Source organism: Streptomyces sp. NPDC006510, assembly GCF_040611955.1.
Taxonomy (GTDB): Bacteria; Actinomycetota; Actinomycetes; order Streptomycetales; family Streptomycetaceae; genus Streptomyces.
In genome coordinates, this window is sequence record NZ_JBEXPH010000132.1 from 1 (window position 1) to 23989 (window position 23989).

The window sequence follows — 23989 nt, forward strand, 5'->3', positions numbered from 1 at the left end:
GACGACAGCATCCGGGGCCGCAACGCCGGCTTCGCGGTCAAGCAGCATCAGCGGGCCTGGTCGCTGGCCCGCGGCATCACCACCGTCACCTGGACCTTCGACCCGCTGATCAGCCGCAACGCCTACTTCAACCTGGCCAAACTGGGCGCGGTACCGAGCGAGTACCTGGCCGACTTCTACGGGGCCATGCAGGACGAGGTCAACGCCGGGACCGAGACGGACCGGCTGATGGTCCGCTGGGAGCTGACCGGTGAGCGCGCCGTCGGATCCGCCGCGGGCACACCCCACACCGTCAGCGTCGACGGCGCGGCTCCCCGCTCCGTGGTCGCACTGGACGCCAAACCCGACGGCCGTCCCGCCGTCGGGCGCCAGGACGGCGACACCGTCCTGGTCCGCATCCCCGCGGACGCCGAGGAACTACGCCGCACCGACCCGTCCCTGGCCCGCGAATGGCGGTACGCGCTGCGCGAGGTACTCGGCGGGCTGATGGCCGAGGGACACACCGTCACCGGATTCACCCGGGACGGCTGGTACGTGATCGACAGACGTCAGGAGAGTCAGCCATGAAGCTCGTCGGTGTGGAACTGCGCCGGATCGCGATGCCGCTGGTCGCACCGTTCCGGACCTCGTTCGCCACGATGAACACCCGGGAGATCCTGCTGGTCAGGGTCGAGACCGAGGACCACGAGGGCTACGGCGAATGCGTCACCATGGCCGATCCGCTGTACTCCTCGGAGTACACCGCGGCCGCGGCGGACGTGCTGCGCAGCTATCTCGTACCCGCACTCGCCGCCCTGCCGGCGCTCGACCCGTGGGCGGTCGCCCCGGCCCTGGCCGCGTTCAAGGGCCATCGGATGGCCAAGGCCGCACTGGAGACGGCGGTCCTCGACGCCTGGCTGCGCGCCCATGACCTGTCGATGGGCCAGTGGCTGGGTGCGACGGCCCAGCGGGTACCGGCCGGGGTGTCGGTCGGCATCATGGACTCGGTCCCCGCACTGCTCGACGCCGTCGACGGCTATCTGTCCGAGGGCTATCTGCGGATCAAGCTGAAGATCGAGCCCGGCTGGGACGTGGCACCCGTGCGTGCGGTCCGGGAACGCTTCGGCGACGACGTACAGCTCCAGGTGGACGCCAACACCGCGTACACGCTCGCCGACGCCGCACAGCTGGCCCGGCTCGACCCGTACGGGCTGCTGCTGATCGAACAGCCCCTGGACGAGGAGGACATCCGGGGCCACGCGGAACTCGCCCGGCGGGTGCGCACTCCCATCTGCCTGGACGAGTCCATCGTGTCCGCCCGCTCGGCGGCCGACGCCATCGCGCTGGGCGCCTGCTCGGTCGTCAACATCAAGCCGGGGCGGGTCGGCGGCTATCTGGAGGCCCGGCGGATCCACGACGTGTGTGCCGCGAACGGCATCCCCGTCTGGTGCGGCGGAATGCTGGAGACCGGCCTCGGCCGTGCCGCCAACGTCGCCCTCGCCGCACTGCCCGGCTTCACCCTGCCCGGCGACACCTCCGCCTCCGACCGGTACTACCGGACCGACATCACCGAGCCGTTCGTGCTGAGGGACGGCCATCTCGACGTGCCGCGAGGACCCGGTCTCGGTATCTCCCCGATCCCCGGGCAACTGGCCGAAGTCACCGAGTCGACGGAATGGATCGGCCGATGACCGGAACCCGCACCAGCCCCCGGGCGGACCGGCCGACCGGGCGGGCGGCCGTCCCCGCCGGGTACGAACCCCGATCAACTACCTTGTGACGATGACGGAGCAGCCACGGGCCGTGCTCGGCCGGATCCTCAACGATCTCGGATCGACGCTGATCGAGGTGGTGGCCGGGCAAGCCGACCCGGCCCGCGCCGTTACCGGGGTGCTGATCCAGGACCCCCTGGACGAACCGGCGAGGCTGCCCGGCGCGGTGGTGCTCGGCGTCGGTGTGTACGGCGCCGGGCCGGTGGCCGCCCTGGTCGACCGGGCCGCCGGGCTCGGCGCGGCGGCCGTGGTGGTCCGGTCCCCGGTCCCGGTGGACGGACCCGTGTCCGAGGCGGCCGCCCGCACCGGCCTGACCGTACTCGGCCTGACCCCCGGAGCGTCCTGGGCCCAGGTGGCCGCGCTGCTGCGGTCACTGCTCGCGGTCGACGAACTGGGCACGGTGGGCGGCCCCGACGAGGCCGACGGCGCCGAGCCGCTCGCCGGGGACCTGTTCGCCCTGGCCAACGCAACGGCCGGACTGCTGGACGGCCCGGTCACCGTGGAGGACCGCGGCGGGCGGGTGCTGGCCTTCTCCAGCCGGCAGGACGAGGGCGACGACGCCCGGATCGCGACCGTCCTCGACCGTCAGGTGCCCGCCGAGAAACTGCGCGCCCTGGAGGAACGCGGCGCCTTCCAGGCCCTCTACCGGAAGGAGGAACCCGTCTATGTGGCCGGCATCTCGGACAAGCCCCGGGTCGCGATCGCCGTCCGCGCGGGCGGCGAGATCCTCGGATCGATCTGGGTCGTGGTCGACAGACCGCTGAGCGAGGACCGGGCACAGGCGCTCCAGGAAGCGGCGAAGGTGGCCGCCCTGCATCTGCTGCGCCGCCGCACGGGCGAGGACGCCGAACGCCGGCTGCGCGCGGATCTGCTCGCCACCGTCCTGGAGGGCGGCACGCACGCACCGCAGGCCGCCGTCCGGCTCGGCCTGTCCGCGCAGCCCGCCTGCGTACTGGCGCTCTCGGTCACCGGCGAGCAGTACGCGCCCGACCGGGTGGCCGCGGGCCACCGCGTCGCCGAGGCGCTCACCCTGCACCTGGCCGCGATCCACCCCCGGACCGCCGCGGCCACACTCGGCGGCGTCACCTACGCGGTCCTGCCGACGAGTTCGGACGAGCAGGGACTACGGGTGGCCGAGGCGTTCCTGGGCCGCATCGGTGACCGGGTGCCCGCCGTCATCGGAATCGGCCGGCTCGCCGCCCGCCCGGTGGAACTGCGCCGCTCGCGCGCCGATGCGGACCGCGCGCTGCGGGTCCTCGGCTCCGGTCGCACACAGCGCAGGGCCGCCCGGCTGTCGGACGTCTACGCCGCCTCGCTGCTGGAGGAGCTGACGGACCGGATGGCCGCCGAGGATGATCTGCCGGACGGCCCCGTCATACGGCTGCGCGCCTACGACGCCCGGCACAACACCGCGCTCACGGACACCCTGGAGGCATGGCTGAGCACCTTCGGCGATGTGGCCGCAGCCGCTGCCGCCGTACACATCCACCCCAACACCTTCCGCTACCGGCTCAAGCGCCTGGCCGTGGTCGCGGGCATCGATCTCGACGACCCCGAGGCGAGGTTCGAGGCGATGCTGCAACTGCGGCTGAGGCCGCCGCACTCCTGAAGCGGGACACCCGCCGCCCGGGCACGCGGGTCCGTCCGGGCGCAGGGCGGACGGAATGATGCAAGAGTTTCTCGGAGCAGCAGGACACAACGATGTGCGAGTGTCCGCAGGCCGGCGCGTCCGCGTGTCCGTGGGCCAGTGTGTCCGCGTGTCCGTAGGCCGGCGCGTTCTCATGTCCGAATGTCGACGATGGGACAGATGCCATGCCTCTCCAGGGAGAGTACGAGCCGAGCCCCGATCAGTGGGTCCGCGACCAGGTCGAGCTGTTCGAGAGATCCGGCGGCACCGAGGGAACCACGATGCGGGGTCTGCCCGTCATCATCCTCACCACCCGCGGGGCCAGGAGCGGAAAGATCCGCAAGATCCCGCTGATGAGGATCGAGCACAACGGCACGTACGCCGTGGTCGCCTCGCAGGGCGGCGCCCCCAAGCACCCCGTCTGGTACCACAACATCGTGGCCGACCCCCGGGTGGAACTCCAGGACGGGCCGGTCCGCCAGGACATGACCGCCCACGAGGCCACCGGCGAGGAGAAGGCGCTGTGGTGGCGGCGTGCGGTCGAGGCGTTCCCCGACTACGCCGACTACCAGCTCAAGACCGACCGGCAGATTCCGGTCTTCGTCCTCGCACCGGCCGCCGGGCAGCACTGACGGCCCCCGGGCCGGCCGGCCGACGGGGCACGGTCAGCGGTGCTCCGGATTGGGATAGTCCGAACGGCAGCCCGCATCCCACGCCGAGCGCTGGTTGCCGTGGGCCGGGATGCCGTTCGCGCGCCTCAGCATGGCGGCGAGATGCATCAGGTTCCAGGCCATGAACGAGGTGTTGCGGTTGGTGAAGTCGTTCTCCGGACCACCCGAACCCGGGTCCAGATAGGACGGGCCCGGCCCCGCCTCCCCGATCCAGCCCGCGTCGGCCTGCGGAGGGATCGTGTAGCCCAGGTGCTGGAGGCTGTAGAGCACATTCATGGCGCAGTGCTTGACCCCGTCCTCGTTCCCGGTGATCAGACAGCCACCGACCCGGCCGTAGTACGCGTACTGGTCCTTGTCGTTGAGGAGGCTGGAACAGGCGTAGAGGCGCTCGACGACCCGCTTCATCACCGAGCTGTTGTCGCCCAGCCAAATGGGCCCGCACAGCACCAGGATGTCGGCCGCCATCACCTTCTCGTACAGCACGGGCCAGGCGTCCGTCTCCCAGCCGTGTTCCCGCATGTCCGGCCAGACGCCGGTGGCGATGTCGTGGTCGACGGCCCGGACCACCTCGGTGCTGACGCCGCGCTCCTCCATCACCGCACGGCTGCGGTCGATCAGCCCCTCCGTATTGCTGGTCTCCGGGGAACGCTTGAGGGTGCAGTTGATGTACATCGCACGCAGGTCGTCGAAGCGGTAGGCGTCGTCGGAGGGTCCGGGCGGCGGCATGCGGGGGCTCCTCAGCAGGTACGGGGAACGCGGGAGGTGCACCCCGGTCTACCGTCAGGTCCGGCCGTACCGGGCGGTAGACGCGCCGATGACCCCCGTACGCAGCAAGCCCCGCCCCGGAACCCGGGCGGCCCCCCGGACGGCCGATCAGGACGCGCGCCCGCGCCGCTCCGCGCGCTCCAATGGACGGGTGACCGCGCCCCCGGACGACTGCCTAGCGCGCAATGAGTGGCTCTGCGGGGCCTATCTCTCCAGCCGTCGCGAGATTCTCTGGGACGCCGTCGTGCAGCACCTTCAGCTCACCGTGGTCTCCGTGCTCATCGGGCTGGCCCTCGCCGTTCCGCTCGCCCTCGCGGCACGGCACCGGCGCTGGGCGGCGGGCCCCGTGCTCGGTGTGACGACCGTCCTTTACACCGTGCCGTCGCTCGCCATGTTCTCGCTGCTGCTGCCGGTGTACGGACTCTCCGCCTCGCTCGTCGTCGCCGGGCTCGTGCTGTACTCGCTCACCCTCCTCGTACGGAACATCCTCGCCGGACTGCGCGCCGTGCCCGAGGAGACCCGGCAGGCCGCGCGCGGCATGGGGTACGGCCCCCTGCGGCTGCTGCTCGCCGTGGAGCTGCCCCTCGCGCTGCCCGCGGCCATGGCCGGACTGCGGATCGCGACGGTCTCCGCCGTCTCCCTGGTCACGGTCGGCGCGATCGTCGGCTACGGCGGGCTCGGCAACCTCATCTACTCCGGGATGAACACCTACTTCAAGGCCCAGGTGCTCACCGCCTCCGTCCTCTGCGTCGTCATCGCCGTCGCTGCCGACCTGCTGCTCCTGCTCGCGCAGCGACTGCTGACCCCGTGGACCCGGAGGCAGTCGTGAACACCCTCGCCGACGCCTGGTCCTGGCTCACCACCGCCACCAACTGGTCCGGCGACGGCGGCATCTGGAACCGGCTGGGCCAGCACCTCTTCCTCACCGTCGTCTGCCTGCTGATCAGTTGCCTGATCGCACTGCCCGTCGCCGTGGTCCTCGGCCATCTCGGCAAGGGCGGCGCACTCGCCGTCAACATCTCCAACATCGGCCGGGCGGTGCCCACCTTCGCCGTGCTGGTGCTGCTGCTCCTCACCCCGATCGGCGGGCACGGCGAATGGCCGACCGTCATCGCTCTCGTGCTCTTCGCCGTACCGCCGCTGCTCACCAACGCCTACGTCGGGATGCGGGAGGTCGACCGCGACGTCGTGCGCGCGGCCAGGGGAATGGGCATGACGGGCAGACAGCTGATACTGGGCGTCGAGGTGCCGCTCGCCCTCCCGCTGATCCTCACCGGTGTGCGGATCGCCGCCGTCCAGCTCGTCGCGACCGCCACCCTCGCGGCACTGGCGGGCGGCGGGGGACTCGGCCGCATCATCACGGCGGGCTTCAACCTCGCCTCCACCGCACAGGTGGTCGCCGGGGCGGTGCTCGTCGCGGTCTTCGCGCTGATCGTCGAAGGGCTCCTCGAAGCGGGCCGGCTGCTGGTCCCCGCTCGGTTCCGCGGCGGAGGAACCGGATGAGGCCGCGGTCCACCCTCCCCGTGCTGCTGCTCTCGGCTGCCGCGTGCACCACCGGCCCCTCGCTGGAGAACCGGGGCGAGGTCACCGCACCGCCGGGCGACAGCAAACACCTCACCATCGGCTCCGCGGGCTTCACCGAGAGCGATCTGCTCGCCCAGATGTACGCCCTGCTGCTGGACCGGGCGGGCTATTCCACGAAGATCATCTCCGTCACCAACCGGGAGATCTACGAACCGGCGCTGGAGAGCGGCCAGATCGATGTCGTGCCCGAGTACGCCGCCACCTTCGCCGACTGGCTGAACGCCAAGAAGAACGGCGCCGACGCCACCCCGGTCGGTTCGCCCGACCTCGCCGCCACCATGAAGGCCCTGCGCGCCCTGGCCGAGCCCCGTGGCCTCACCGTCCTCGACCCCGGGCGCGCCGTCGACCAGAACGCCTTCGCGGTCGCCGCCCAGTACGCGACCGAGCACCGCCTCAAGACCCTCAGCGACCTGGGAAGGTCCGGGCTGCCCGTACGTCTGGCCGCGGGTGACGAATGCGTGCAGCGCCCCTACTGCGCACCCGGGCTGAAGAAGACGTACGGCATCCGCGTCACCGCCGTGGACCCCAAGGGCGTCGGCACCACCCAGGCCAAACAGGCCGTCCAGAACGGCCAGGACCAGATGGTCCTGACCACCACGACCGACGCCACGCTCGACGACTTCGGCCTCGTCCTGCTCGCCGACGACAAGCATCTCCAGAACGCCGACTACCTCGTCCCGGTCGTCAACCGGTCCCGGGCGGGCAGCGAGGGCGTACGCACGGCCCTGGGCGGGCTGAACACCGCACTGACGACCGCCGACCTGGCCCGGCTCAACGAGCAGGCCGACAGCTGGCGGCGGCTGCCCGAGGACGTGGCACGCAACTATCTGGAGTCCAGGAATCTCATCCCGCGCGACTGACCGCCGCCTCCGCGGTCAGAGCCGCCCGGTCGGAGGCCACCCGACAGGCTCTCAGGCTGTCAGCCTTCCCGGGAGCCAGCCCAGCTGCACGGCCTCCTGGAACGGCCCGCCGCCCTCGTGATCGTTGAAGTCGTACACCTCGATGGTCTTGTCCTGGTGGGCGTAGGCGTTGAAGGCGGCGAAGACGGTCGAGGGCGGGCAGGTCATGTCCTCCAGGGCGGTCGAGAACAGCGCCGGCGCGCGCCCGCGTGCTGCGAAGTGCACCCCGTCGAAGTAGGACAGCGTGGCCCTCGCCTGCTCGGCCCGGCCGCGGTGCATCTTGAGGTAGTTGCCCACCTCGCGGTACGGGTTCCGGTCGGTGACGGTGAGGGCGCGGGGGAAGTCGCACAGGAACGGGACGTCCGGCGCGATCGCCACGAGGTCGGGTATCAGCGCGCCGACGGCGAGTGTGATGCCGCCGCCCTGGCTCCTGCCGATGGCCGCGGTGCGTGCCGCGTCGGTCAGCGGGTGCGATCGCGCCGCCTCCACCGCACGCACCGCGTCCGTGTACACGCGCCGGTAGTAGAACGACTCCGGGTCCTCGATGCCGCGGGTCATGAAGCCGGGGTACGAGGGGGCACTGCCCACCGGGTCCGGGGTGTCGCCGACGAGCCAGCCGCTGCCCTGTCCGCGGGTGTCCATCAAGAAGTGGGCGAAACCGGCCGACGCCCACAGCAGATGGGTGTGCGCCAGGCCCCGCCCGCCGCCGTAGCCGATGAACTCGACGACCACCGGCAGCGGCTCCGTGGTGCCCGCCGGGACGACGAGCCAGCCCTTGACCGGGTGGCCGCCGAAGCCCGCGAACGTCACGTCGTACACGTCGACGGTGCTCAGCCCCGTGCCGGTGCGCAGCTCGAAACGGGCGTCGAGGTCGTGGGACCGGGCCTCGTCGAGTGTCTTCGACCAGAATGCGTCGAAGTCCTCCGGCTCCACCGATCCGCTGCGGTAGTCACGCAGCTGGTCGAGCGGCAGATCGAACAGGGACATATGGGACCGCCTTCTTCGCAGGGGTGGTTGATCACACCGTACGGGGGGCGCGGTGAAGAAGTTGTGAACCCCTTGACCGACGCCCGGCCTGCCCTCACAGTACTCGTTAATGCGCATTACTAATACGCATTAATTGATCTGAGGAGCCACGGTGGAGGAACCCAGGAAGCGGGCCAGGCCCGGCCGTTCACCCGCACCGGCAGGCCGCACGGCCCGCCCGCGCCAGGCGGAGGTCGCACGGCTCGCCGGGGTCTCGCAGGCCACGGTCTCGCTGGTGCTCGCGGACAGGAGGCAGGGGCCCGCGATCTCGGAGGAGACCCGGCAGAAGGTCCTGGAGGCGGCCCGCAGCCTCGGTTACGTTCCCGACCCGGTGGCTCGCAGGCTCGCGGCGGGCCGCAACAACCTGCTGGGCGTGTTCAGCTTCACCGCGACGTTCCCGACCGATGTGCAGCACTCGTACTACCCGTTCCTGGTGGGCGTGGAGCGCGAGGCCGCGGAGCGCGGATACGACCTGGTGCTGTTCACGGGGTCGAGCACCGGCGGCGCGGGGGCCGCCGGACCCGACGCGCTGAGCCGGGTCCGCCTCGCCGACGGCTGTCTGTTCCTCGGCCGCCACGCACCGGTCCAGGAGCTGGGTCGGCTGGTCGCCGACGGCTTCCCTGTGGTCCACCTCGGTCGCCGGGACGAGCCGGAGGGCCTGCACTGGGTCGGCGCCGACTACGTGAGCGCCGCCCGCGAGGTCGTCGGCCACCTGGCCGCGCTCGGGCACCGGAGGATGGTGCTGATCCGCGAGGACGACGAAGCACCCGCCTCCACCGACCGTGAACAGGGCTTCATCGAGGGGCTGGAGGCAGCCGGCCCGACCGGCGGCCCCGAGGCCGTCTTCCGTTCCGCGGACCCGGAACGCGACCTCACCCCCGAGCGGCTGCGGAGCTGGCTCGCCGACGGCGTCACCGCGTTCGTCGCCGAGGAGACCGACACCGGAGCAGCCTGGCGCGCCCTGCGCCGCGCGGTCGCCGATGCCGGGGTCGACTGCCCGCGCGACGCCTCGCTGGCGCTGCTCGGCAGTCCGCCCGCCGACCTCGCGGACGACCCCGAACCCACCGGCTTCGACATCCCCCGCACCCGGCTCGGCGCGGCCGCCGTGCGCATGCTCGCCGCGCTGGTCGCGGGGGAGGAGGCCACCGAACCCCTGGTCGCCTGCACCTTCCGGCCCGGCGCCACATCGGGCCCGCCACCCGCCGCCGAAGACCACTGACCGACCGCACCACTCGTACGTACAGCTCAAGGAGACCAGTGATACCCGAACCGGACATCCTCGTCGTGGGCGCCGGACTCGGCGGCGTCGCCGCCGCGCTCGCCGCCTGCCGCGCCGGACGCACCGTCGTCCTCACCGAGGAGACCGACTGGATCGGCGGCCAGCTCACCTCCCAGGCCGTCCCCCCGGACGAGCATCCGTGGGTGGAGCAGTTCGGCACCACCGCCTCGTACCGCAGGCTGCGTGAGGGCATTCGCGCGTACTACCGCCAGTGGTACCCGATGCGTGCCGAGGCCCTCGCCCTCACCGACCTCAACCCGGGCGCCGGACGCGTCAGCAAGCTCTGCCACGAGCCGCGCGTCGCGCTCACCGTGCTGGAGTCGATGCTCGCACCGCACCGGGCGGCGGGCCGCCTCATCCTGCTCACCGAGCACCGGGCCGTGGCCGCCGAGACGGACAACGATGTCATCCGGGCCGTCACCCTGGAGAACCTCCGCACCGGCAACCGCACCACCGTCGCGGCCCGCTACGTCGTCGACGCCACCGAGACCGGCGAACTCCTCGAACTCGGCGGCGTCGAGCACGCCATCGGCGCCGAGGCCCGGAGCGAGTTCGGCGAACCGCATGCCCCCGAAGAGGCCCAGCCGCTCAACCAGCAGGGCATCACCGTCTGCTTCGCCCTCTCCCACCACGAGGGCGAGGACCACACCGTCGACCGCCCCGCCGACTACGACTTCTGGCGCTCCTACCGCCCCGACTTCTGGCCCGGCCCGCTCCTCGGCTTCCAGGCGCCCGACCCGCGCTCCCTGGAATCCGTACCGCGCACCTTTGTCCCCAACCCGGACATCGACCCGCTCGCCGTCAGCGCCGACCAGAGCGCGGACGCCGGCGACAAGGAGCTGTGGGGCTTCCGCCGCATCCTCGCCCGGGGCATGCACCGCCCCGGTGCCTTCGACTCCGACATCACACTCGTCAACTGGCCCCTCAACGACTACTGGCTCAAGCCGCTGGTGGGCGCCGGGGACGAGGTCTCCGCCCGAGCGGTCGCCGAGGCGCGGCAGTTGTCGCTGTCGCTGCTGTACTGGCTGCAGACCGAGGCCCCGCGCCAGGACGGCGGCACCGGCTTCCCCGGTCTGCGGATCCGCCCCGACATCACCGGCACCGACGACGGCCTCGCCAAGGCCCCGTACGTACGCGAGTCCCGCCGGATCAAGGCCGTCACCACCGTCACCGAGCAGGACGTGTCGATCGACGTCGTGGGGCCGCACGGCGGAACACGCCACCGGGACGCGGTCGGCGTCGGCAGCTACCGCATCGATCTGCACCCCTCCACCGGAGGCGACAACTACATCGACATCGGCTCGGTCCCGTTCGAGATCCCGCTCGGAGCCCTCGTACCGCGCCGCGTCCGCAATCTGCTGCCCGCGGGCAAGAACATCGGCACCACCCACATCACCAACGGCTGCTACCGGCTCCACCCGGTGGAATGGAACATCGGCGAGGTCGCCGGTGCCCTGGCCGCCCACTGTCTCGCCGAGGGCGTCGAACCGCAGCAGGTCCAGTCCGAGGACAAGCGGTACGAGGCGTTCGCGCGGCTGCTCGACCACGACGGGGTCCAGCGCCACTGGCCCGACGTACGCGGCTACTGACCGCAGGCGCGCAATCCGTGAAATGCCGGGTGGGACAGCTCCACCTGTGCCCCCCCCCCCCCCCCCCCCCCCCACCCCACCCTCTGAGTCCGGGGCCCTCTCCCCACCCCCCCCCCCCCCCGCCCCGCCCGCGCATCAACCCACTCGCACAAGGAGGTGCCCAGCCCTGACCACCCACCGCATCCGCGTCGGCATCGACGTGGGCGGAACCTTCACCGACGCCGTGGCCGTCACGCCACGACCCTCGAACTGCTGGGGCAGGTGAAGGTTCCCACCAGCCACCACCACGAGGACGTGGCCCGTGCCGCCCTGGACCCGCAGCCACTGCTCGCCCTGGCCCGCAGCGAGCTCGGCACCCGTGCCGCGGACGAGTCCGTGATCGCGGTCGTGGAGGTACGGACATGAGCGCGCCCGCAGACCTCGCCGCCACGGACGACACCGAGTTCGGCGTACGGCTCCTGGCGGCCACCCCCACACACGAAGGACGCGACCGCGACCTGCTGCGCCACTGGGCCACCGTGGCAACGGAGTTCGGTGCCCGGCTCACCCCCGCCCCGTCCCGCGCCCGCGTCGTCGAACGCGACGGCGGGCTGGAACACGGCCTCCTCGCCCGCTACACCTCACGCCCCGCGACCGTCGAGCTGTACACCGACACCCTCGCCCGCGCCGAGGCCCTGGTCGACGAGCGCGGCTGGCGCCACTGGTACCCGGCGGGCTCGGTGCGCGCCGCGGCCCTCGCACACGAGGCCGTCCATGAACTGCTCCATCACGGCCCGGCGAAAGCGGCGCTGAAACAGGCACTCGGCCATGTCGTGCTGCGCGCCGGACGCCGACGCCTGTACGGCCATGTCGCCGGGGCCGAGGAGATCGCCGCCCACGCCTATGCCCGCACCGCCTGCGGACTCGGCCGCAGCCCGCTGCTGCTGACCGCCGCGCTCGCCACGGCCGGCGCGCACCCCACCACCGCACCGCACGGAAGAGAGAAGTAACGCCATGGGCGTCGTCATCCTCCTCGTCATGGCGGCCGGTGTCGCCGCGATGCTCACCCGGAAACTCCCCACGGCCTTCGCGCTCGTCGTCCGGCCGTCGTCATCGCCCTCGTCGCGGGCGCCCCGCTCACCGGCAAGGGCAGCGTCCTGGACACGGTCCTCCAGGAGGGCGCACCCGCCCTCGCCGCCACCATGATCGCCATCCTGCTCGGCTCCTGGCTCGGCAAGCTCCTGGACGAGACCGGCATCGCGGGCACCCTCGTCCGCAAGATCGTCGAATTCGGCGGCGACCGCCCGGTCGTGGTGGCCCTCGGCGTCCTCGCCGTCTCCACCCTCGTCGGTACGGTGACGGGCTCCGCGCCCGCCGCGATGCTCGCCGGAATCATCGGCATCCCCGCGATGATCGCCGTCGGCATCCCCAAGGTCACCGCGGCCGGCACGATCCTCATGGGCATCGCGGCGGGAATGCCGTTCGAGCTCCCCGTCTGGCAGTTCTTCTCCACCGCGCTGGAACTGCCCGTCCCCACGGTGCGCGGCTTCATGATCAAGCTGTTCCCGTTCGCGCTGGCCGCCGCGGTCCTCTTCGTTCTCGTCGAGTCCCGCCGCCGCGGCGTCGAGCACGCGTGGTCCGCCAAGTCCCTTGCCGAGAAGCCGCGTTCCGGCCGGCGCGCCCGGCTCGGCGACGCCCCCTGGTACGCGCTGCTCACGCCGGTCGTGCCCCTGGTCCTGGCCCTCGGCCTCGAAGTGGCCATCATTCCCTCGCTGCTCGCGGGCGTGCTGTACTGCCTGGTCACCACCACCCGGCCGCGCGAGATGAACAAGCGGCTGCTGCGCACCCTCTACGGCGGCTTCGAGGTGGCCGCCGCACCGATCACCCTGTTCATCGCCATCGGCATCCTGCTCGCGGCCGTGAAACTGCCCGGAGCGATCGACGCGCTCGAACCCCTCGTCAAGGCGGTCAGCCCGCAGAACGCGGTGCTGTTCGTGCTCGTCTTCACCGTCCTCGTACCGCTCTGCCTCTACCGCGGCCCGCTCAATGTCTTCGGCCTCGGCGCGGGCATCGCCGGTGTCCTGATCGCCGCCGGCATCTACCCCGCCACCGCGGTGCTGGGCCTGGCCACCTCGTACAACCAGGTCTTCGGGGTCGCCGACCCCACGAGCACCCAGACCGTATGGAGCGCGCAGTACGCGGGCGTCCCCCCGCAACAGGTGATGATCCGCACCCTGCCCTTCGTCTGGGCCGTCGCCCTCGGCGGCTTCTGCGTGACGGCCGCCACCTACCTCTGACACGTTCACCCACTCCCGGGACGGAGTTCACCCATGAACGAGCCGCAGACGAATCCGCAGAACGAGCCGACCGGCCGGTCACCCGCGCCCCGCCGCCCTACGCGTCCGCGACCGAGTCCAACCGCACCTCGTCCCGGCCCACGCCCCGCGCGTCCGCGTCGACCGAGCGGCGCAGCGCCTCGTGGAGCTTGGCCGGGGTCAGCACGCCGAGAAACCGGGCCCCGTCCAGTACCGCGACCCACCCCGCGTCGTGCTGGAGCATCTCGCTGAACGCCTGCTTCAGCGGGGATCCGACCGGCACCCAGGCATCCATCCTGCGGGCCAGTTCGCCGACCGTGCCGTGTTCGCCGGCGATCCGCAGCGAGTCGGCCGCCACCCAGCCGTGCAGGTCGCCCTCGCCGTTCAGCACCACCGCCCAGCGGGCACCCGTGGCGCCCAGCCGTGCCGCCGCCGAGCCGGCCGGTTCGTCGAGCCGGGCCACCGGCGGCTCCTCCAGGTCCTCCGGCTCGATCGTGGTGACCGAGAGCCGCTTCAGCCCCCGGTCGGCGCCGACGAACTGTGCCACGTACGGAGTCGCGGGAGCCCCGAGCACGGCGCCCGGGGTGTCGAACTGCTCGATGCGCCCCGCCCCGTACACCGCGATCCGGTCGCCCATCCGGACCGCCTCCTCGATGTCATGGGTGACCATCAGGACCGTCTTGCGGACCGTCGCCTGCAGGCTCAGGAATTCGTTCTGCAGCCGCTCGCGCACCACCGGATCGACCGCGCCGAACGGCTCGTCCATCAGCAGCACCGGCGGATCCGCGGCCAACGCCCGTGCCACCCCCACCCGTTGGCGCTGCCCGCCGGAGAGCTGCGCGGGGTACCGGGAGCCGTACGTCTTCGGGTCGAGGCCCACCAGATCCAGCAGCTCGGCCGCCCGCTCCCGGGCCCTCGCCCGCTTCCAGCCGACCAGCGCGGGCACGGTCGCGGTGTTGTCGAGGACCGTGCGGTGCGGGAAGAGACCGACCTGCTGGATGACGTAGCCGATCCGGCGGCGCAGTCTCACCGGGTCGACGCCGGAGACGTCCTCGCCGTCGACGAGGATCCGGCCCGACGACGGTTCGATCAGCCGGTTCACCATCATCATCGTGGTCGTCTTGCCGCAGCCGGACGGCCCGACGAGGGTGACCAGTTCCCCCTCGGCGACCTCGAAGGAGAGCTCGTCGACCGCGCTTGTGCCGTCCGGATACACCTTGCTGACCTGCTCGAACCGGATCATGCCTGCACGGTAGGAGGCGTCCGGCCGCCCCGCACACGGGCCGCGACCGTCCGGGTCACGACCGTGTGCTGAACTGTCCGTGGCACATCTGATTCAGGAGCACCTTGTGAGCAGCTACCGGCACCCCGGCATCGTCTTCACCGACCGCTATTTCACGGTCCCGCTCGACCACAGCGACCCGAGCGGTGAGCAGATCGAAGTCTTCGGCAGACAGGCCGTGGCGAGCGGCAGGACCGGCGAGGAACTGCCGTGGCTGGTCTACCTGGAGGGCGGCCCCGGCTTCGGTGCCCGGCGTTTCATCGGCACGGAGGCCTGGCTGGGGCGGGCGGTTCAGGAGTTCCGGGTGCTGCTGCTCGACCAGCGCGGCACCGGCCTCTCCACCCCGGCCAACCGGCAGACCCTGCCGCTGCGCGGCGGCCCGCGCGAGCAGGCCGGCTACCTCACCCACTTCCGGTCCGACAACATCGTGCGCGACTGCGAGCTGATCCGTCCGCAGCTGACCGGCGGCGAACCGTGGACGGTCCTCGGCCAGTCCTTCGGCGGCTTCTGCGCCGTCCGCTATCTGTCGGCCGCCCCCGAAGGGCTCAAGACCGTCCTGATCACCGGCGGGCTGCCCTCCCTCGGTGCGCACGCCGACGATGTCTACCGGGCCGCCTACCCGCGGATCGAGCGCAAGGTCGCCGCCCACTACGCCCGCTATCCGCAGGACGTCGAGCGCGCCCGGGAGATCACCGCCCATCTGCTGGAGCGTCCCGTCGACAGTGCCGGACACCGGCTGACGCCCGAGGGGTTCCAGTCCCTCGGCATCATGCTGGGTGGCGGCAACGGCAGCCACCAGCTGCACTACCTGCTGGAGAACGCCTTCGTCCGTACGCCGCTCGGCACCGAGCTCGCCGACACCTTCCAGGAGGCCGTGCGGGCCGCCACCTCGTTCGCCGGGCATCCGCTGTACGCACTGATGCACGAGGCCATCTACGGCCAGGGCGAGCAGCCCACCGGCTGGGCGGCCGAGCGGGTCCGGGCCGAATTCCCGCAGTTCGACGCGGCCGAGGCGGTCAGGGGCGACGGTCCGGTGCTCTTCACCGGTGAGAGCATCCACCCCTGGCACTTCGAGGTGGACCCGGCGCTGCGCCCGCTGCGAGAGACCGCCGAGCTGCTGGCCGCCCGTACCGACTGGGCGCCGTTGTACGACACCGAGCGCCTGGCGGCCAACCAGGTGCCGGTCGCGGCAGCCGTCTACCACGACGACATGTACGTCGACACGGAACACGCGCTGCGCACGGCGGCGTCGATCCGGGGCCTGCGCACCTGGGTGACCAATGAGTACGAGCACGACGGGCTGCGGGCGAGCGGACCGCGGGTGCTGGACCGGCTGCTCGCCCTGGTCAGGGACGAGGCCTGAGGGTTTCCGTGACGGGGAGCCGGTCGGCCGGCTCCCCCGGTCACGGCACCACGGGTGTCAGGCCTGGAGGGCGTGCAGCGTGTCGTCCAGGCTCGTGGCCGAGCGCGGGGCCCGGTTGTACGGGAGCTTCGACAGGGCCGCCGCCATGCCGCACGTGTTGGTCACGGCGGAGAACACCAGGCCGGAGCCGACACCGGCGGAGATCCAGCGTGCCGCGGGGAAACGCACCCCGGCGAGCAGGCCGGCCACCACGAGCGAACCGGCGGCGAGCCGGACCTGACGTTCCATCGGCCAGGTCGTGCGGGCCCCGGTGGGGTGGTCGAGATCGCGTCCCTCGCCCTCCCAGGCCGAGGTGCCGCCCGAGAGCGTCACGGCGTCGATGTCGGCGGCGGCGAGAATGTCACAGGCCCGGGTGGAGCGGACGCCGGAGGCGCACACCACGAGCAACGAGCCGCGGGCCGCGGCGGACTTCAGCGCGGGCACGGCCTCGGAAAGGCGGTCCAGCGGGATGTTCAGCGCACCGGGAACATGCCCGGAGGCGTACTCACCGGGGGCCCGCACATCGATGACGGTGAACTCCGCGAGCCGGGCCGCGGCCTGAGCGGGGGAGAGGGAGACGGGGCTGGTCACGAGCAATGTTTCCTTTCGTTCACCGGGGCTCCGGAGGGACTCGGTCCGCCCTTCCCGGTCAGGTTAGAATACCCCTTGGGGTATCAGGAGGAGGATGTTGTGGAACTTGAGATGGCGGCCGACGAACTGAAATCGGTCCTCAATCGACTTCGCCGCGCGCAGGGCCAGCTCGCCGCGGTCATCAGGATGATCGAGGAGGGCCGCGACTGCGAGGACGTGATCACGCAGATGGCGGCCGTGTCCCGGGCGCTCGACCGGGCCGGTTTCGCGATCATCGCGACGGGCCTGCAGCACTGCATGGCCGACGGCGGCAGCGAGCCGGAGGACCGCGACCGGATGCGGGCGCGGCTGGAGAAGCTCTTTCTCTCGCTGGCCTGAGCCGGCCGGTGGTGACGCCGTGGTTCGGGCCACGGCGTCGGTGATCATGAACACGGCCACGGCCAGGGGCACCGTGCCGAAGATCCGTTGCAGGGCGGCCGTGGACACCTTCGCGGCGAGCCGCTGTCCGTCCCGGGCGCCGAGCACCGCCATCGCCGTGAACGGGGCGATCGTCGCCGGGTCCAGTGCGGTGGGGGTGGCGAGACGGGTGACCAGTGCGGCAGTAGGCCGGTTCCGACCGCCGCGGTCATCGGGACGGCGACCACGGTGACCAGCGGGGGACGGCGAGCACGGGGGCGGTGACAGGTCCTTCCGTGATGCTTTACCCCGGGGGTATCTCCGCGTCAGGCTGACGCCAACACACAACGGGCATTTCTGCCCTCGGGTGAGATGTGCGCTACGCCGGGGGCGCGTGGAACGCGGGGCGGGGGCGATCGCGGGCGACTAGCCTGCCGGCATGACGGAGCAGCTCACACCCATGCCCACGGACTGGCGGCGTGCCCTCGCCGTGGTCGCGCACCCCGATGACCTGGAGTACGGCTGCGCGGCGGCCATCGCGGGATGGACCGATGAGGGGCGCGAGATCCGCTACCTCCTCGCCACCCGCGGCGAGGCCGGCATCGACACGCTGGAGCCGGAGCGGTGCGCACCGCTGCGCGAGCGCGAGCAGCGGGCGAGCGCCGCGGCCGTCGGGGTCTCCACGGTGGAGTTCCTGGACCACCGCGACGGCGTGATCGAGTACGGCCTCCCGCTGCGCCGCGACATCGCCGCGGCCATCCGAAAGCACTGCCCCGAGCTGGTCATCACGCTCAATCACAGGGACACCTGGGGCGGCGTCGCCTGGAACACTCCCGATCACCGGGCGGTCGGCCGCGCCACCCTGGACGCCGCCGCCGACGCGGGCAACCGCTGGATCTTCCCGGAGCTGGCGGAGGCAGGGCTCCGGCCGTGGAACGGGGTGCGGTGGGTCGCGGTCGCCGGGTCGAGCACGCCCACCCATGCCGTCGACGCGACGGCCGGGCTGGAGCGCTCGGTGAAGTCGCTGCTTGCGCACCGTACGTACATCGAAGGGCTGACCGACGAGGACCCCGAGGAGTACTGCCGCACCTTCCTGACCGGTCACGCGCGGGCCGAGGGCGAGCGCTTCGGTGGCCGCCCGGCGGTCACGTTCGAACTCTTCGCCCGCTGATTCCGGTCCGGGCTGCGCTCGCCGTTTCGCCGTTTCCTGCTGTGCAGGTTCGGCGTCGCGCATACACGGGTACCGCTTCTGGAGGTAAAACCGCAGGTCCACGTGTCGATGTTGTCCAGACCATTGACATGTAAGCGCCACGATGTTGAATTCGGGGTTGTTCTGTTGCGCGACTCTGGTGACTTGAGTGATCAATGGAGGACCTGTGACGCCTCGCCCACCCCGTCTCACCGCGCTCGGCACGGCGGCGACCCTGCTCGTCGGCGGTCTGCTGACCGCCGTGCCGCCCGCCCAGGCAGCCGACAGCACCCGCGCCGCCACCCCGGCGAACGCCGCGGACGGCCGCACGGCCCCCGCGATCACGCCGACCCCGCAGTCCGTGAAGCCCCGGGCCGACCGGATCACCATCAGCCCGACCGTCACCCTGGTGGCAGGCAGCACCGCCGACGAGTCCGCCGTCCAGGTCGTCCGGAGCGCGCTGCGCCGGGCCGGTGCCCAGCGCGTCGTACGCGCCGACAGACCCGCCCGGAGCGGTCTCACCGTCCATGTCGGTGACTCCGACGCGCTCGCCGCGCAGCGGATCGACGGCCCGTCCGCGCTGCCCGCCGACGGATATGTGCTCGGCATCGGCGCCGACCGCATCGTCCTCGCGGGCAAGGACACCACGGGCACGTACTACGCCGCGCAGACACTGCGTCAGATCCTGCCGAAGGAGAACCATCCGGGCGCCGAGGTCGCCGGGCTCGCGGTGCGCGACTGGCCCGGCACCGCGCTGCGTGGCGTCATCGAGGGCTTCTACGGCACTCCGTGGTCGCACGAGGCCCGGCTCGACCAGCTCGACTACTACGGCGAGCACAAGATGAACATCTATGTGTACTCGCCGAAGGACGACGCGTACCTCCGTGCGAAGTGGCGAGACGCCTACCCGGCCGACCGGCTGGCCCAGATCAAGGAGCTCGCCGACCGGGCCGCGCAGCGGCATGTGGAGTTCACCTACGCGCTCTCGCCCGGCCTCTCCGTCTGCTACAGCTCGGACGCCGACGCCAAGGCGCTGGTCGAGAAGTTCCAGACCATCTGGGACATCGGCGTACGCACCTTCGCCGTGCCGCTCGACGACATCAGCTACACCGACTGGAACTGCGCCGAGGACAAGGCGAAGTGGGGGACCGGCGGCGGCGCGGCGGGCGCGGCGCAGGCGTATCTGCTCAACCGGGTCAACAAGGAGTTCATCGCCACCCACCCGGGCGCCCAGCCGCTCCAGATGGTCCCGACCGAGTACTACAACGTCTCCGCCTCGCCGTACAAGAAGGCGCTGTCCGAGCAGCTCGACCCCAACGTGCTGGTCGAGTGGACGGGTGTCGGAGTCGTCGCGCCGACCATGACCGTCGCGCAGGCGGAGGCCGCCCGTGCGGTCTTCGGCCACCCGATCCTGACCTGGGACAACTACCCGGTCAACGACTACGCGACCGACCGGCTGCTGCTCGGCCCGTTCAGCGGGCGCGAGAAGGGCCTGCCCGGCAAGCTGGCCGGGATCACGGCGAACCCGATGATCCAGCCCTACGCCTCGAAGCTCGCGCTGTACACCGTCGCCGACTACGCGTGGAACGACGCCGCGTACGACCCGCGCACCTCGTGGGGCGAGGGGCTGAAGGAGTACGCGGGCCCGGACCCGCGCACCCGGAAGGCGCTGCGGGCCTTCGCCGATGTGAACTACAGCTCGGCCCTCAACAAGGAGCAGGCCCCCGAACTGGCGGCGGAGTTCGATCGCTACTGGAAGTCCGGTGACGCCGCCCGGCTCACCTCGGTGCTCGGCGCGCTCGGCGCGGCCCCCGGCAGGCTGCGCGACGGCCTGCCCGACCGCGGCTTCGTCGCCGACGCCGGCCCCTGGCTCGATGCGACCGAATCCTGGGCCACCGCCGCCCGTACCGCCCTGCGCATGGTCGAGGCGGCCCGCGCCGGAAAGGGCGCACAGGCCTGGGACCTGCGCCGGCAGCTGCCCGCGCAGGTCACCGCGGCGAAGTCCTTCACCTACACCGGGCTCGACGGGCGCAAGGTGCCGGTGCACGTCGGCGACGGTGTCCTGGACCGGTTCATCGACGCGGCGAACGCCGAGCACGACCGGATACTCGGCGTGAGCGGCAGGCCCTCGGCCTCGACGAGCCTGGGCACGTACCAGAGCAACGCCGTCGCCCGAATGCTGGACGGCGACGACTCCACCTACTTCTGGAGCGACGGGGCGCCCGCCGCGGGTGACACGCTCACCGTGGATCTCGGCCGGGTCCGCGACATCGGCTCCGTCACCCTCGCGATGGGCAAGACCGGCAGCCCCGACGACTACCTTCACCAAGGGGTGCTCGAATACTCGGCAGACGGGCAGAACTGGCAGCAGCTCACCGCTTTCTCCGGAAAGCCGGACGTCACCGCGACCGCGCCCGCCGGAACGAAGGCGCGCCATGTGCGGGCACGGGCGACCGCGGGCCAGGACAACTGGCTCGTCGTACGGGAGTTCAGCGTTCCGACGGACGACGGAGCGGTGACCGGAGGACCGCCTGCCGCAGCCGGATCCTCGCTGCGCGCGGCGTCCGACGGGGACCCGGACACCGTCTACCGGGCGGCCCGTGCGCCGGAGGCCGGGGAGACGCTGGAGCTGGGGCTCGTAGCCGCTCGTGACGTGCCCTTCGTCACCGTCCTGCAGCCGACCGGGGCCGATGCCCGCGCCGACATCCAGCTGCGGGGGACCGACGGAACGTGGCAGACCGTCGGCGCGCTCGACGGCCCGTACACCCGGGTGGACACGGCGGGGCGCACGGCCGACGCGGTGCGGCTCGCCTGGCGCGCCGGCTCGTCGGCACCGCAGATCGCCGAGATCGTGGTGGCCGGCCGGCGCTGACGCCCAACCGGAATCCTCCCGCGCCCGGTTCGGCCCGAAGCTCCTCGGGCCGAACCGGGCGCTCCCCTGTCCGGGTCCGGCCGAAACGGGTAACGGCAGGTTGTTCCCAGAGGGGCAAGCGACCGCTTAGTATGCGCCGGAGCAGTGGTAATGCCGACAGTGTTGTGGAGGCCCCTCATGCAGGCATGGCGAGTGCACCGGAACGGCGAGCCGAGCGAGGTGATGCGGCTGGAGGAGACGGAACGGCCCACGCCCGGCGACGGGCAGGTGCTCATCGAGGTGCTCGCGGCGAACATCAACTTCCCGGACGCGCTGCTCTGCCGCGGCCAGTACCAGGTGCGGCCGCCGCTGCCCTTCACCCCCGGCGTCGAGATCTGCGGCCGGACGGCGGACGGGCGACGGGTGCTCGCCACTCCCGCCCTGCCGCACGGCGGGTTCGCCGAATATGTGGTCGCGGACGAGGCGGCGCTGCTGCCCGCCCCGGACGCCCTGGACGACGCCGAGGCCGCCGCCCTGCACATCGGCTACCAGACCGGCTGGTTCGGCCTGCACCGCAGGGCGCACCTCCGGGCGGGCGAGACCCTGCTGGTCCACGCGGCGGCCGGCGGGGTCGGCAGCGCCGCCGTCCAGCTCGGCAAGGCCGCCGGCGCCACCGTCATCGGTGTGGTCGGGGGCCCCGAGAAGGCGAAGACCGCCACCGGGCTCGGCTGCGACCTGGTCATCGACCGCCGCAGCGAGGACATCGTCGCCGCGGTCAAGGAAGCCACCGGCGGTCGTGGCGCCGACGTGGTCTACGACCCGGTCGGTGGCGACGCCTACGCCAAGTCCGTGAAGTGCATTGCCTTCGAGGGCCGGGTGATCGTCGTCGGTTTCGCGAGCGGTGTCATCCCCACCCCGGCGCTGAACCACGCACTCGTCAAGAACTACTCGATCACCGGACTCCACTGGGGTCTGTACAACACCAAGGACCCGGCCGCCGTCCGCGCCTGCCACGACGAACTCACCCGGCTCGCCGCGCAGGGTGTCATCAAGCCGCTGATCAGCGAACGCGTCGAGCCGGCCGGGGCGGCCGCCGCCGTCCAGCGGGTCGCCGACGGCACCAGCACCGGCCGGATCGTCGTCCTCCCGTCAGGAGCCGCCCGATGACCGCACCCGACGCCGCCGAGCTCCGCCGACGCACCCAGGACCTGCTCGCCGCACACCCTCCGGCCACCACCGGCCGCACCGAATTCCTCCGGGCCCGCTTCGACGCCGGACTGGCCTGGGTGCACTACCCGGCCGGGCTCGGCGGCCTCGACGCGCCGCGCTCCCTGCAACCCGTCGTCGATGCCGAACTCGCCGCGGCGGGCGCTCCCGACAACGACCCGCGCCGGATCGGGATCGGCCTCGGCATGGCCGCCCCCACCATCCTCGGCTACGGCACCGACGAGCAGAAACAGCGCTTCCTGCGGCCCCTGTGGGTCGGCGAGGAGGTCTGGTGCCAGCTCTTCAGCGAACCCGGCGCGGGCTCCGACCTCGCGGCCCTCGGCACCCGCGCCGTCCGCGACGGCGAGGACTGGGTGGTCGACGGGCAGAAGGTCTGGACGTCCAGCGCCCATCTGGCGCGCTGGGCGATCCTGATCGCCCGCACCGACCCGGACCGGCCCAAGCACCGCGGCATCAGCTACTTCATCTGCGACATGACCGACCCCGGCGTCGAGGTCCGGCCGCTGCGCCAGATCACCGGCGAGGCCGAGTTCAACGAGGTCTTCCTTACCGGCGTACGCATCCCCGACAGCAGGCGCCTCGGCCCGGTCGGTGAGGGCTGGAAGGTCGCGCAGACCACGCTGATGAACGAGCGGGTCTCCATCGGCGGGGCACGCATCCCGCGCGAGGGCGGCATGATCGGCCCGGTCGCCCGCACCTGGCGCGAACGCCCCGAACTGCGCACCCACGACCTCCATCAGCGGCTGCTGACCCTCTGGGTCGAGGCCGAGGTGGCCAGGCTCACCGGCACCCGGCTGCGCCAGCAGCTCGTCGCCGGACAGCCCGGCCCCGAAGGTTCCGGGATGAAACTCGCCTTCGCCCGGCTCAACCAGGAGATCAGCGGACTGGAAGTCGAACTGCTCGGCGAGGAAGGGCTGTTGTACGGCGACTGGACCATGCGCCGGCCGGAGCTCGTCGACTTCACCGGCCGGGACGCCGGATACCGCTATCTCCGCTCCAAGGGCAACTCCATCGAGGGCGGCACCAGCGAAGTGCTGCTCAACATCGTCGCCGAGCGCGTCCTCGGCCTGCCCGCCGAGCCGCGCAACGACAAGGACGTCGCCTGGAAGGACCTGGCCCGATGACCGCACCGACCGAAGAGACCCGCACGCCCGACCTGCTGTACTCGGAGGCCGAGGATGATCTGCGGGCAGCGGTGCGTTCGCTCCTCGCCGACCGGAGCGACGCGTCGGCGGTACTGGCCCGCGTCGAGTCGGGCACGCCGTACGACCCGCGACTCTGGAAGGCGCTCGCGGCCGACATCGGCGCCGCCGGGCTGCTGGTGCCGGAGAAGCTGGGCGGGCAGGGCGCGAGCCATCGTGAGGCCGCGGTGGTGCTGGAGGAGCTGGGCCGCAGCGTCACGCCCGCGCCCTATCTGACCAGCGCGGTCGTCGCCACCGAGACGCTTCTCGCGCTGGGCGCGCCCGACGGACCGGTTGCCGAGCTCCTCGGCGACCTCGCTGCGGGCCGCAGGGTCGCGGTGCTCGCCCTGCCGTTCGCCGCCCCGGCGCCCGACGCCGCCCAGCC

General features: G+C 72.0%; 20 protein-coding genes and 3 pseudogenes. 19 read left to right on the top strand and 4 right to left on the bottom strand.

Annotated elements, in window-relative coordinates:
• The 4 genes and pseudogenes from ABZY11_RS30570 to ABZY11_RS30585 form a co-directional block, all read left to right on the top strand.
• Positions 1-567: pseudogene (locus ABZY11_RS30570) on the top strand (GNAT family N-acetyltransferase); the annotation flags it as partial.
• Complete coding sequence (gene menC / locus ABZY11_RS30575) at positions 564-1670, top strand: o-succinylbenzoate synthase (protein ID WP_356482242.1); 1107 nt, start codon at positions 564-566, stop codon at positions 1668-1670. The pseudogene ABZY11_RS30570 and the gene menC, both read left to right, overlap by 4 nt.
• 91 nt (positions 1671-1761) lie before the next feature.
• On the top strand, positions 1762-3360 hold the full coding sequence (locus ABZY11_RS30580) for a helix-turn-helix domain-containing protein (protein ID WP_356482244.1): 1599 nt from the start codon (positions 1762-1764) through the stop codon (positions 3358-3360).
• Between the two features lie 203 nt (positions 3361-3563).
• Complete coding sequence (locus ABZY11_RS30585) at positions 3564-4010, top strand: nitroreductase family deazaflavin-dependent oxidoreductase (RefSeq protein WP_356482245.1); 447 nt, start codon at positions 3564-3566, stop codon at positions 4008-4010.
• Between the two features lie 33 nt (positions 4011-4043).
• Here the strand turns inward: ABZY11_RS30585 and ABZY11_RS30590 are convergent, their stop codons facing one another.
• On the bottom strand, positions 4044-4775 hold the full coding sequence (locus tag ABZY11_RS30590) for a flavodoxin family protein (protein WP_356482246.1): 732 nt from the start codon (positions 4773-4775) through the stop codon (positions 4044-4046).
• A gap of 190 nt (positions 4776-4965) precedes the next feature.
• Here ABZY11_RS30590 and ABZY11_RS30595 point away from each other — a divergent pair, with 190 nt between their 5' ends.
• The 3 genes from ABZY11_RS30595 to ABZY11_RS30605 are packed head-to-tail and all read left to right on the top strand — an operon-like array spanning position 4966 to position 7258.
• Positions 4966-5643: an ABC transporter permease gene (locus tag ABZY11_RS30595; RefSeq protein ID WP_356482247.1), complete on the top strand. Its 678-nt coding sequence runs from the start codon at positions 4966-4968 to the stop codon at positions 5641-5643.
• The gene (locus ABZY11_RS30600) at positions 5640-6317 is read left to right on the top strand and encodes an ABC transporter permease subunit (protein WP_356482248.1); all 678 of its coding nucleotides are present in this window, start codon (positions 5640-5642) and stop codon (positions 6315-6317) included. The genes ABZY11_RS30595 and ABZY11_RS30600 overlap by 4 nt, the downstream gene beginning before the upstream one ends.
• Complete coding sequence (locus ABZY11_RS30605; RefSeq protein WP_356482249.1) at positions 6314-7258, top strand: ABC transporter substrate-binding protein; 945 nt, start codon at positions 6314-6316, stop codon at positions 7256-7258. Before ABZY11_RS30600 ends, ABZY11_RS30605 begins: the two co-directional genes overlap by 4 nt.
• Positions 7259-7309: 51 nt before the next feature.
• On the opposite strand, the gene ABZY11_RS30610 is transcribed toward ABZY11_RS30605, so the two are convergent.
• The gene (locus ABZY11_RS30610) at positions 7310-8284 is read right to left on the bottom strand and encodes an acetylxylan esterase (RefSeq protein WP_356482251.1); all 975 of its coding nucleotides are present in this window, start codon (positions 8282-8284) and stop codon (positions 7310-7312) included.
• 151 nt (positions 8285-8435) lie between these two features.
• Here ABZY11_RS30610 and ABZY11_RS30615 point away from each other — a divergent pair, with 151 nt between their 5' ends.
• The 5 genes and pseudogenes from ABZY11_RS30615 (at position 8436) to ABZY11_RS30635 (ending at position 13467) form a co-directional block, all read left to right on the top strand.
• Complete coding sequence (locus ABZY11_RS30615; protein WP_356482252.1) at positions 8436-9542, top strand: LacI family DNA-binding transcriptional regulator; 1107 nt, start codon at positions 8436-8438, stop codon at positions 9540-9542.
• A gap of 38 nt (positions 9543-9580) precedes the next feature.
• Entirely contained in the window at positions 9581-11191 is a 1611-nt protein-coding gene (locus tag ABZY11_RS30620; protein ID WP_356482253.1) for an FAD-dependent oxidoreductase, read from the top strand.
• A 166-nt stretch (positions 11192-11357) separates the two neighbouring features.
• Positions 11358-11485 (top strand): annotated as a pseudogene (locus tag ABZY11_RS30625) (hydantoinase/oxoprolinase N-terminal domain-containing protein); the annotation flags it as partial.
• A 107-nt stretch (positions 11486-11592) separates the two neighbouring features.
• On the top strand, positions 11593-12180 hold the full coding sequence (locus ABZY11_RS30630) for a hypothetical protein (RefSeq protein ID WP_356482254.1): 588 nt from the start codon (positions 11593-11595) through the stop codon (positions 12178-12180).
• 4 nt (positions 12181-12184) lie between these two features.
• Positions 12185-13467 (top strand): annotated as a pseudogene (locus ABZY11_RS30635) (transporter).
• A gap of 97 nt (positions 13468-13564) precedes the next feature.
• On the opposite strand, the gene ABZY11_RS30640 reads toward ABZY11_RS30635, so the two are convergent.
• Positions 13565-14728, bottom strand: a complete 1164-nt coding sequence (locus ABZY11_RS30640) for a betaine/proline/choline family ABC transporter ATP-binding protein (RefSeq protein WP_356482255.1) — start codon at positions 14726-14728, stop codon at positions 13565-13567.
• A 106-nt stretch (positions 14729-14834) separates the two neighbouring features.
• Between ABZY11_RS30640 and ABZY11_RS30645 the strand changes: the two genes are divergently transcribed.
• Positions 14835-16130 carry an alpha/beta fold hydrolase gene (locus ABZY11_RS30645; RefSeq protein WP_356482256.1) on the top strand — a complete coding sequence of 432 codons (1296 nt, stop codon included), beginning with the start codon at positions 14835-14837 and terminating at the stop codon, positions 16128-16130.
• Positions 16131-16187: 57 nt separating this feature from the next.
• On the opposite strand, the gene ABZY11_RS30650 is transcribed toward ABZY11_RS30645, so the two are convergent.
• Positions 16188-16760, bottom strand: a complete 573-nt coding sequence (locus tag ABZY11_RS30650) for a rhodanese-like domain-containing protein (RefSeq protein ID WP_356482257.1) — start codon at positions 16758-16760, stop codon at positions 16188-16190.
• A 99-nt stretch (positions 16761-16859) separates the two neighbouring features.
• On the opposite strand from ABZY11_RS30650, the gene ABZY11_RS30655 reads away from it, so the two are divergent.
• From ABZY11_RS30655 to ABZY11_RS30680, 6 genes are all read left to right on the top strand, one after another.
• A complete protein-coding gene (locus ABZY11_RS30655; protein ID WP_356482259.1) occupies positions 16860-17138 on the top strand; it encodes a metal-sensitive transcriptional regulator in 279 nt (92 codons plus the stop codon).
• A 457-nt stretch (positions 17139-17595) separates the two neighbouring features.
• Positions 17596-18327, top strand: coding sequence for a PIG-L deacetylase family protein (locus tag ABZY11_RS30660; RefSeq protein ID WP_356482260.1), 732 nt, complete (start codon positions 17596-17598; stop codon positions 18325-18327).
• Between the two features lie 205 nt (positions 18328-18532).
• Positions 18533-21217 (top strand): beta-N-acetylglucosaminidase domain-containing protein, encoded by a 2685-nt coding sequence (locus ABZY11_RS30665; RefSeq protein ID WP_356482261.1) that lies wholly within the window; start codon positions 18533-18535, stop codon positions 21215-21217.
• Positions 21218-21394: 177 nt separating this feature from the next.
• Entirely contained in the window at positions 21395-22363 is a 969-nt protein-coding gene (locus ABZY11_RS30670) for an NADPH:quinone oxidoreductase family protein (protein WP_356482262.1), read from the top strand.
• A complete protein-coding gene (locus tag ABZY11_RS30675) occupies positions 22360-23547 on the top strand; it encodes an acyl-CoA dehydrogenase family protein (protein ID WP_356482263.1) in 1188 nt (395 codons plus the stop codon). Before ABZY11_RS30670 ends, ABZY11_RS30675 begins: the two co-directional genes overlap by 4 nt.
• Positions 23544-23989: acyl-CoA dehydrogenase family protein (locus ABZY11_RS30680; RefSeq protein ID WP_356482264.1), on the top strand; the 446-nt coding region annotated here is incomplete at its 3' end. The genes ABZY11_RS30675 and ABZY11_RS30680, both read left to right, overlap by 4 nt.

Excerpts from the sequence above, each read along its gene's own strand:
- ABZY11_RS30605 (WP_356482249.1), top strand. The coding sequence starts at position 6,314 with ATGAGGCCGCGGTCCACCCTCCCCGTGCTGCTGCTCTCGGCTGCCGCG.
- ABZY11_RS30640 (WP_356482255.1), bottom strand. The coding sequence starts at position 14,728 with ATGATCCGGTTCGAGCAGGTCAGCAAGGTGTATCCGGACGGCACAAGC.
- ABZY11_RS30580 (WP_356482244.1), top strand. The coding sequence starts at position 1,762 with ATGACGGAGCAGCCACGGGCCGTGCTCGGCCGGATCCTCAACGATCTC.
- menC (WP_356482242.1), top strand. The coding sequence starts at position 564 with ATGAAGCTCGTCGGTGTGGAACTGCGCCGGATCGCGATGCCGCTGGTC.
- ABZY11_RS30630 (WP_356482254.1), top strand. The coding sequence starts at position 11,593 with ATGAGCGCGCCCGCAGACCTCGCCGCCACGGACGACACCGAGTTCGGC.
- ABZY11_RS30585 (WP_356482245.1), top strand. The coding sequence starts at position 3,564 with ATGCCTCTCCAGGGAGAGTACGAGCCGAGCCCCGATCAGTGGGTCCGC.
- ABZY11_RS30675 (WP_356482263.1), top strand. The coding sequence starts at position 22,360 with ATGACCGCACCCGACGCCGCCGAGCTCCGCCGACGCACCCAGGACCTG.
- ABZY11_RS30590 (WP_356482246.1), bottom strand. The coding sequence starts at position 4,775 with ATGCCGCCGCCCGGACCCTCCGACGACGCCTACCGCTTCGACGACCTG.
- ABZY11_RS30670 (WP_356482262.1), top strand. The coding sequence starts at position 21,395 with ATGCAGGCATGGCGAGTGCACCGGAACGGCGAGCCGAGCGAGGTGATG.
- ABZY11_RS30610 (WP_356482251.1), bottom strand. The coding sequence starts at position 8,284 with ATGTCCCTGTTCGATCTGCCGCTCGACCAGCTGCGTGACTACCGCAGC.
- ABZY11_RS30660 (WP_356482260.1), top strand. The coding sequence starts at position 17,596 with ATGACGGAGCAGCTCACACCCATGCCCACGGACTGGCGGCGTGCCCTC.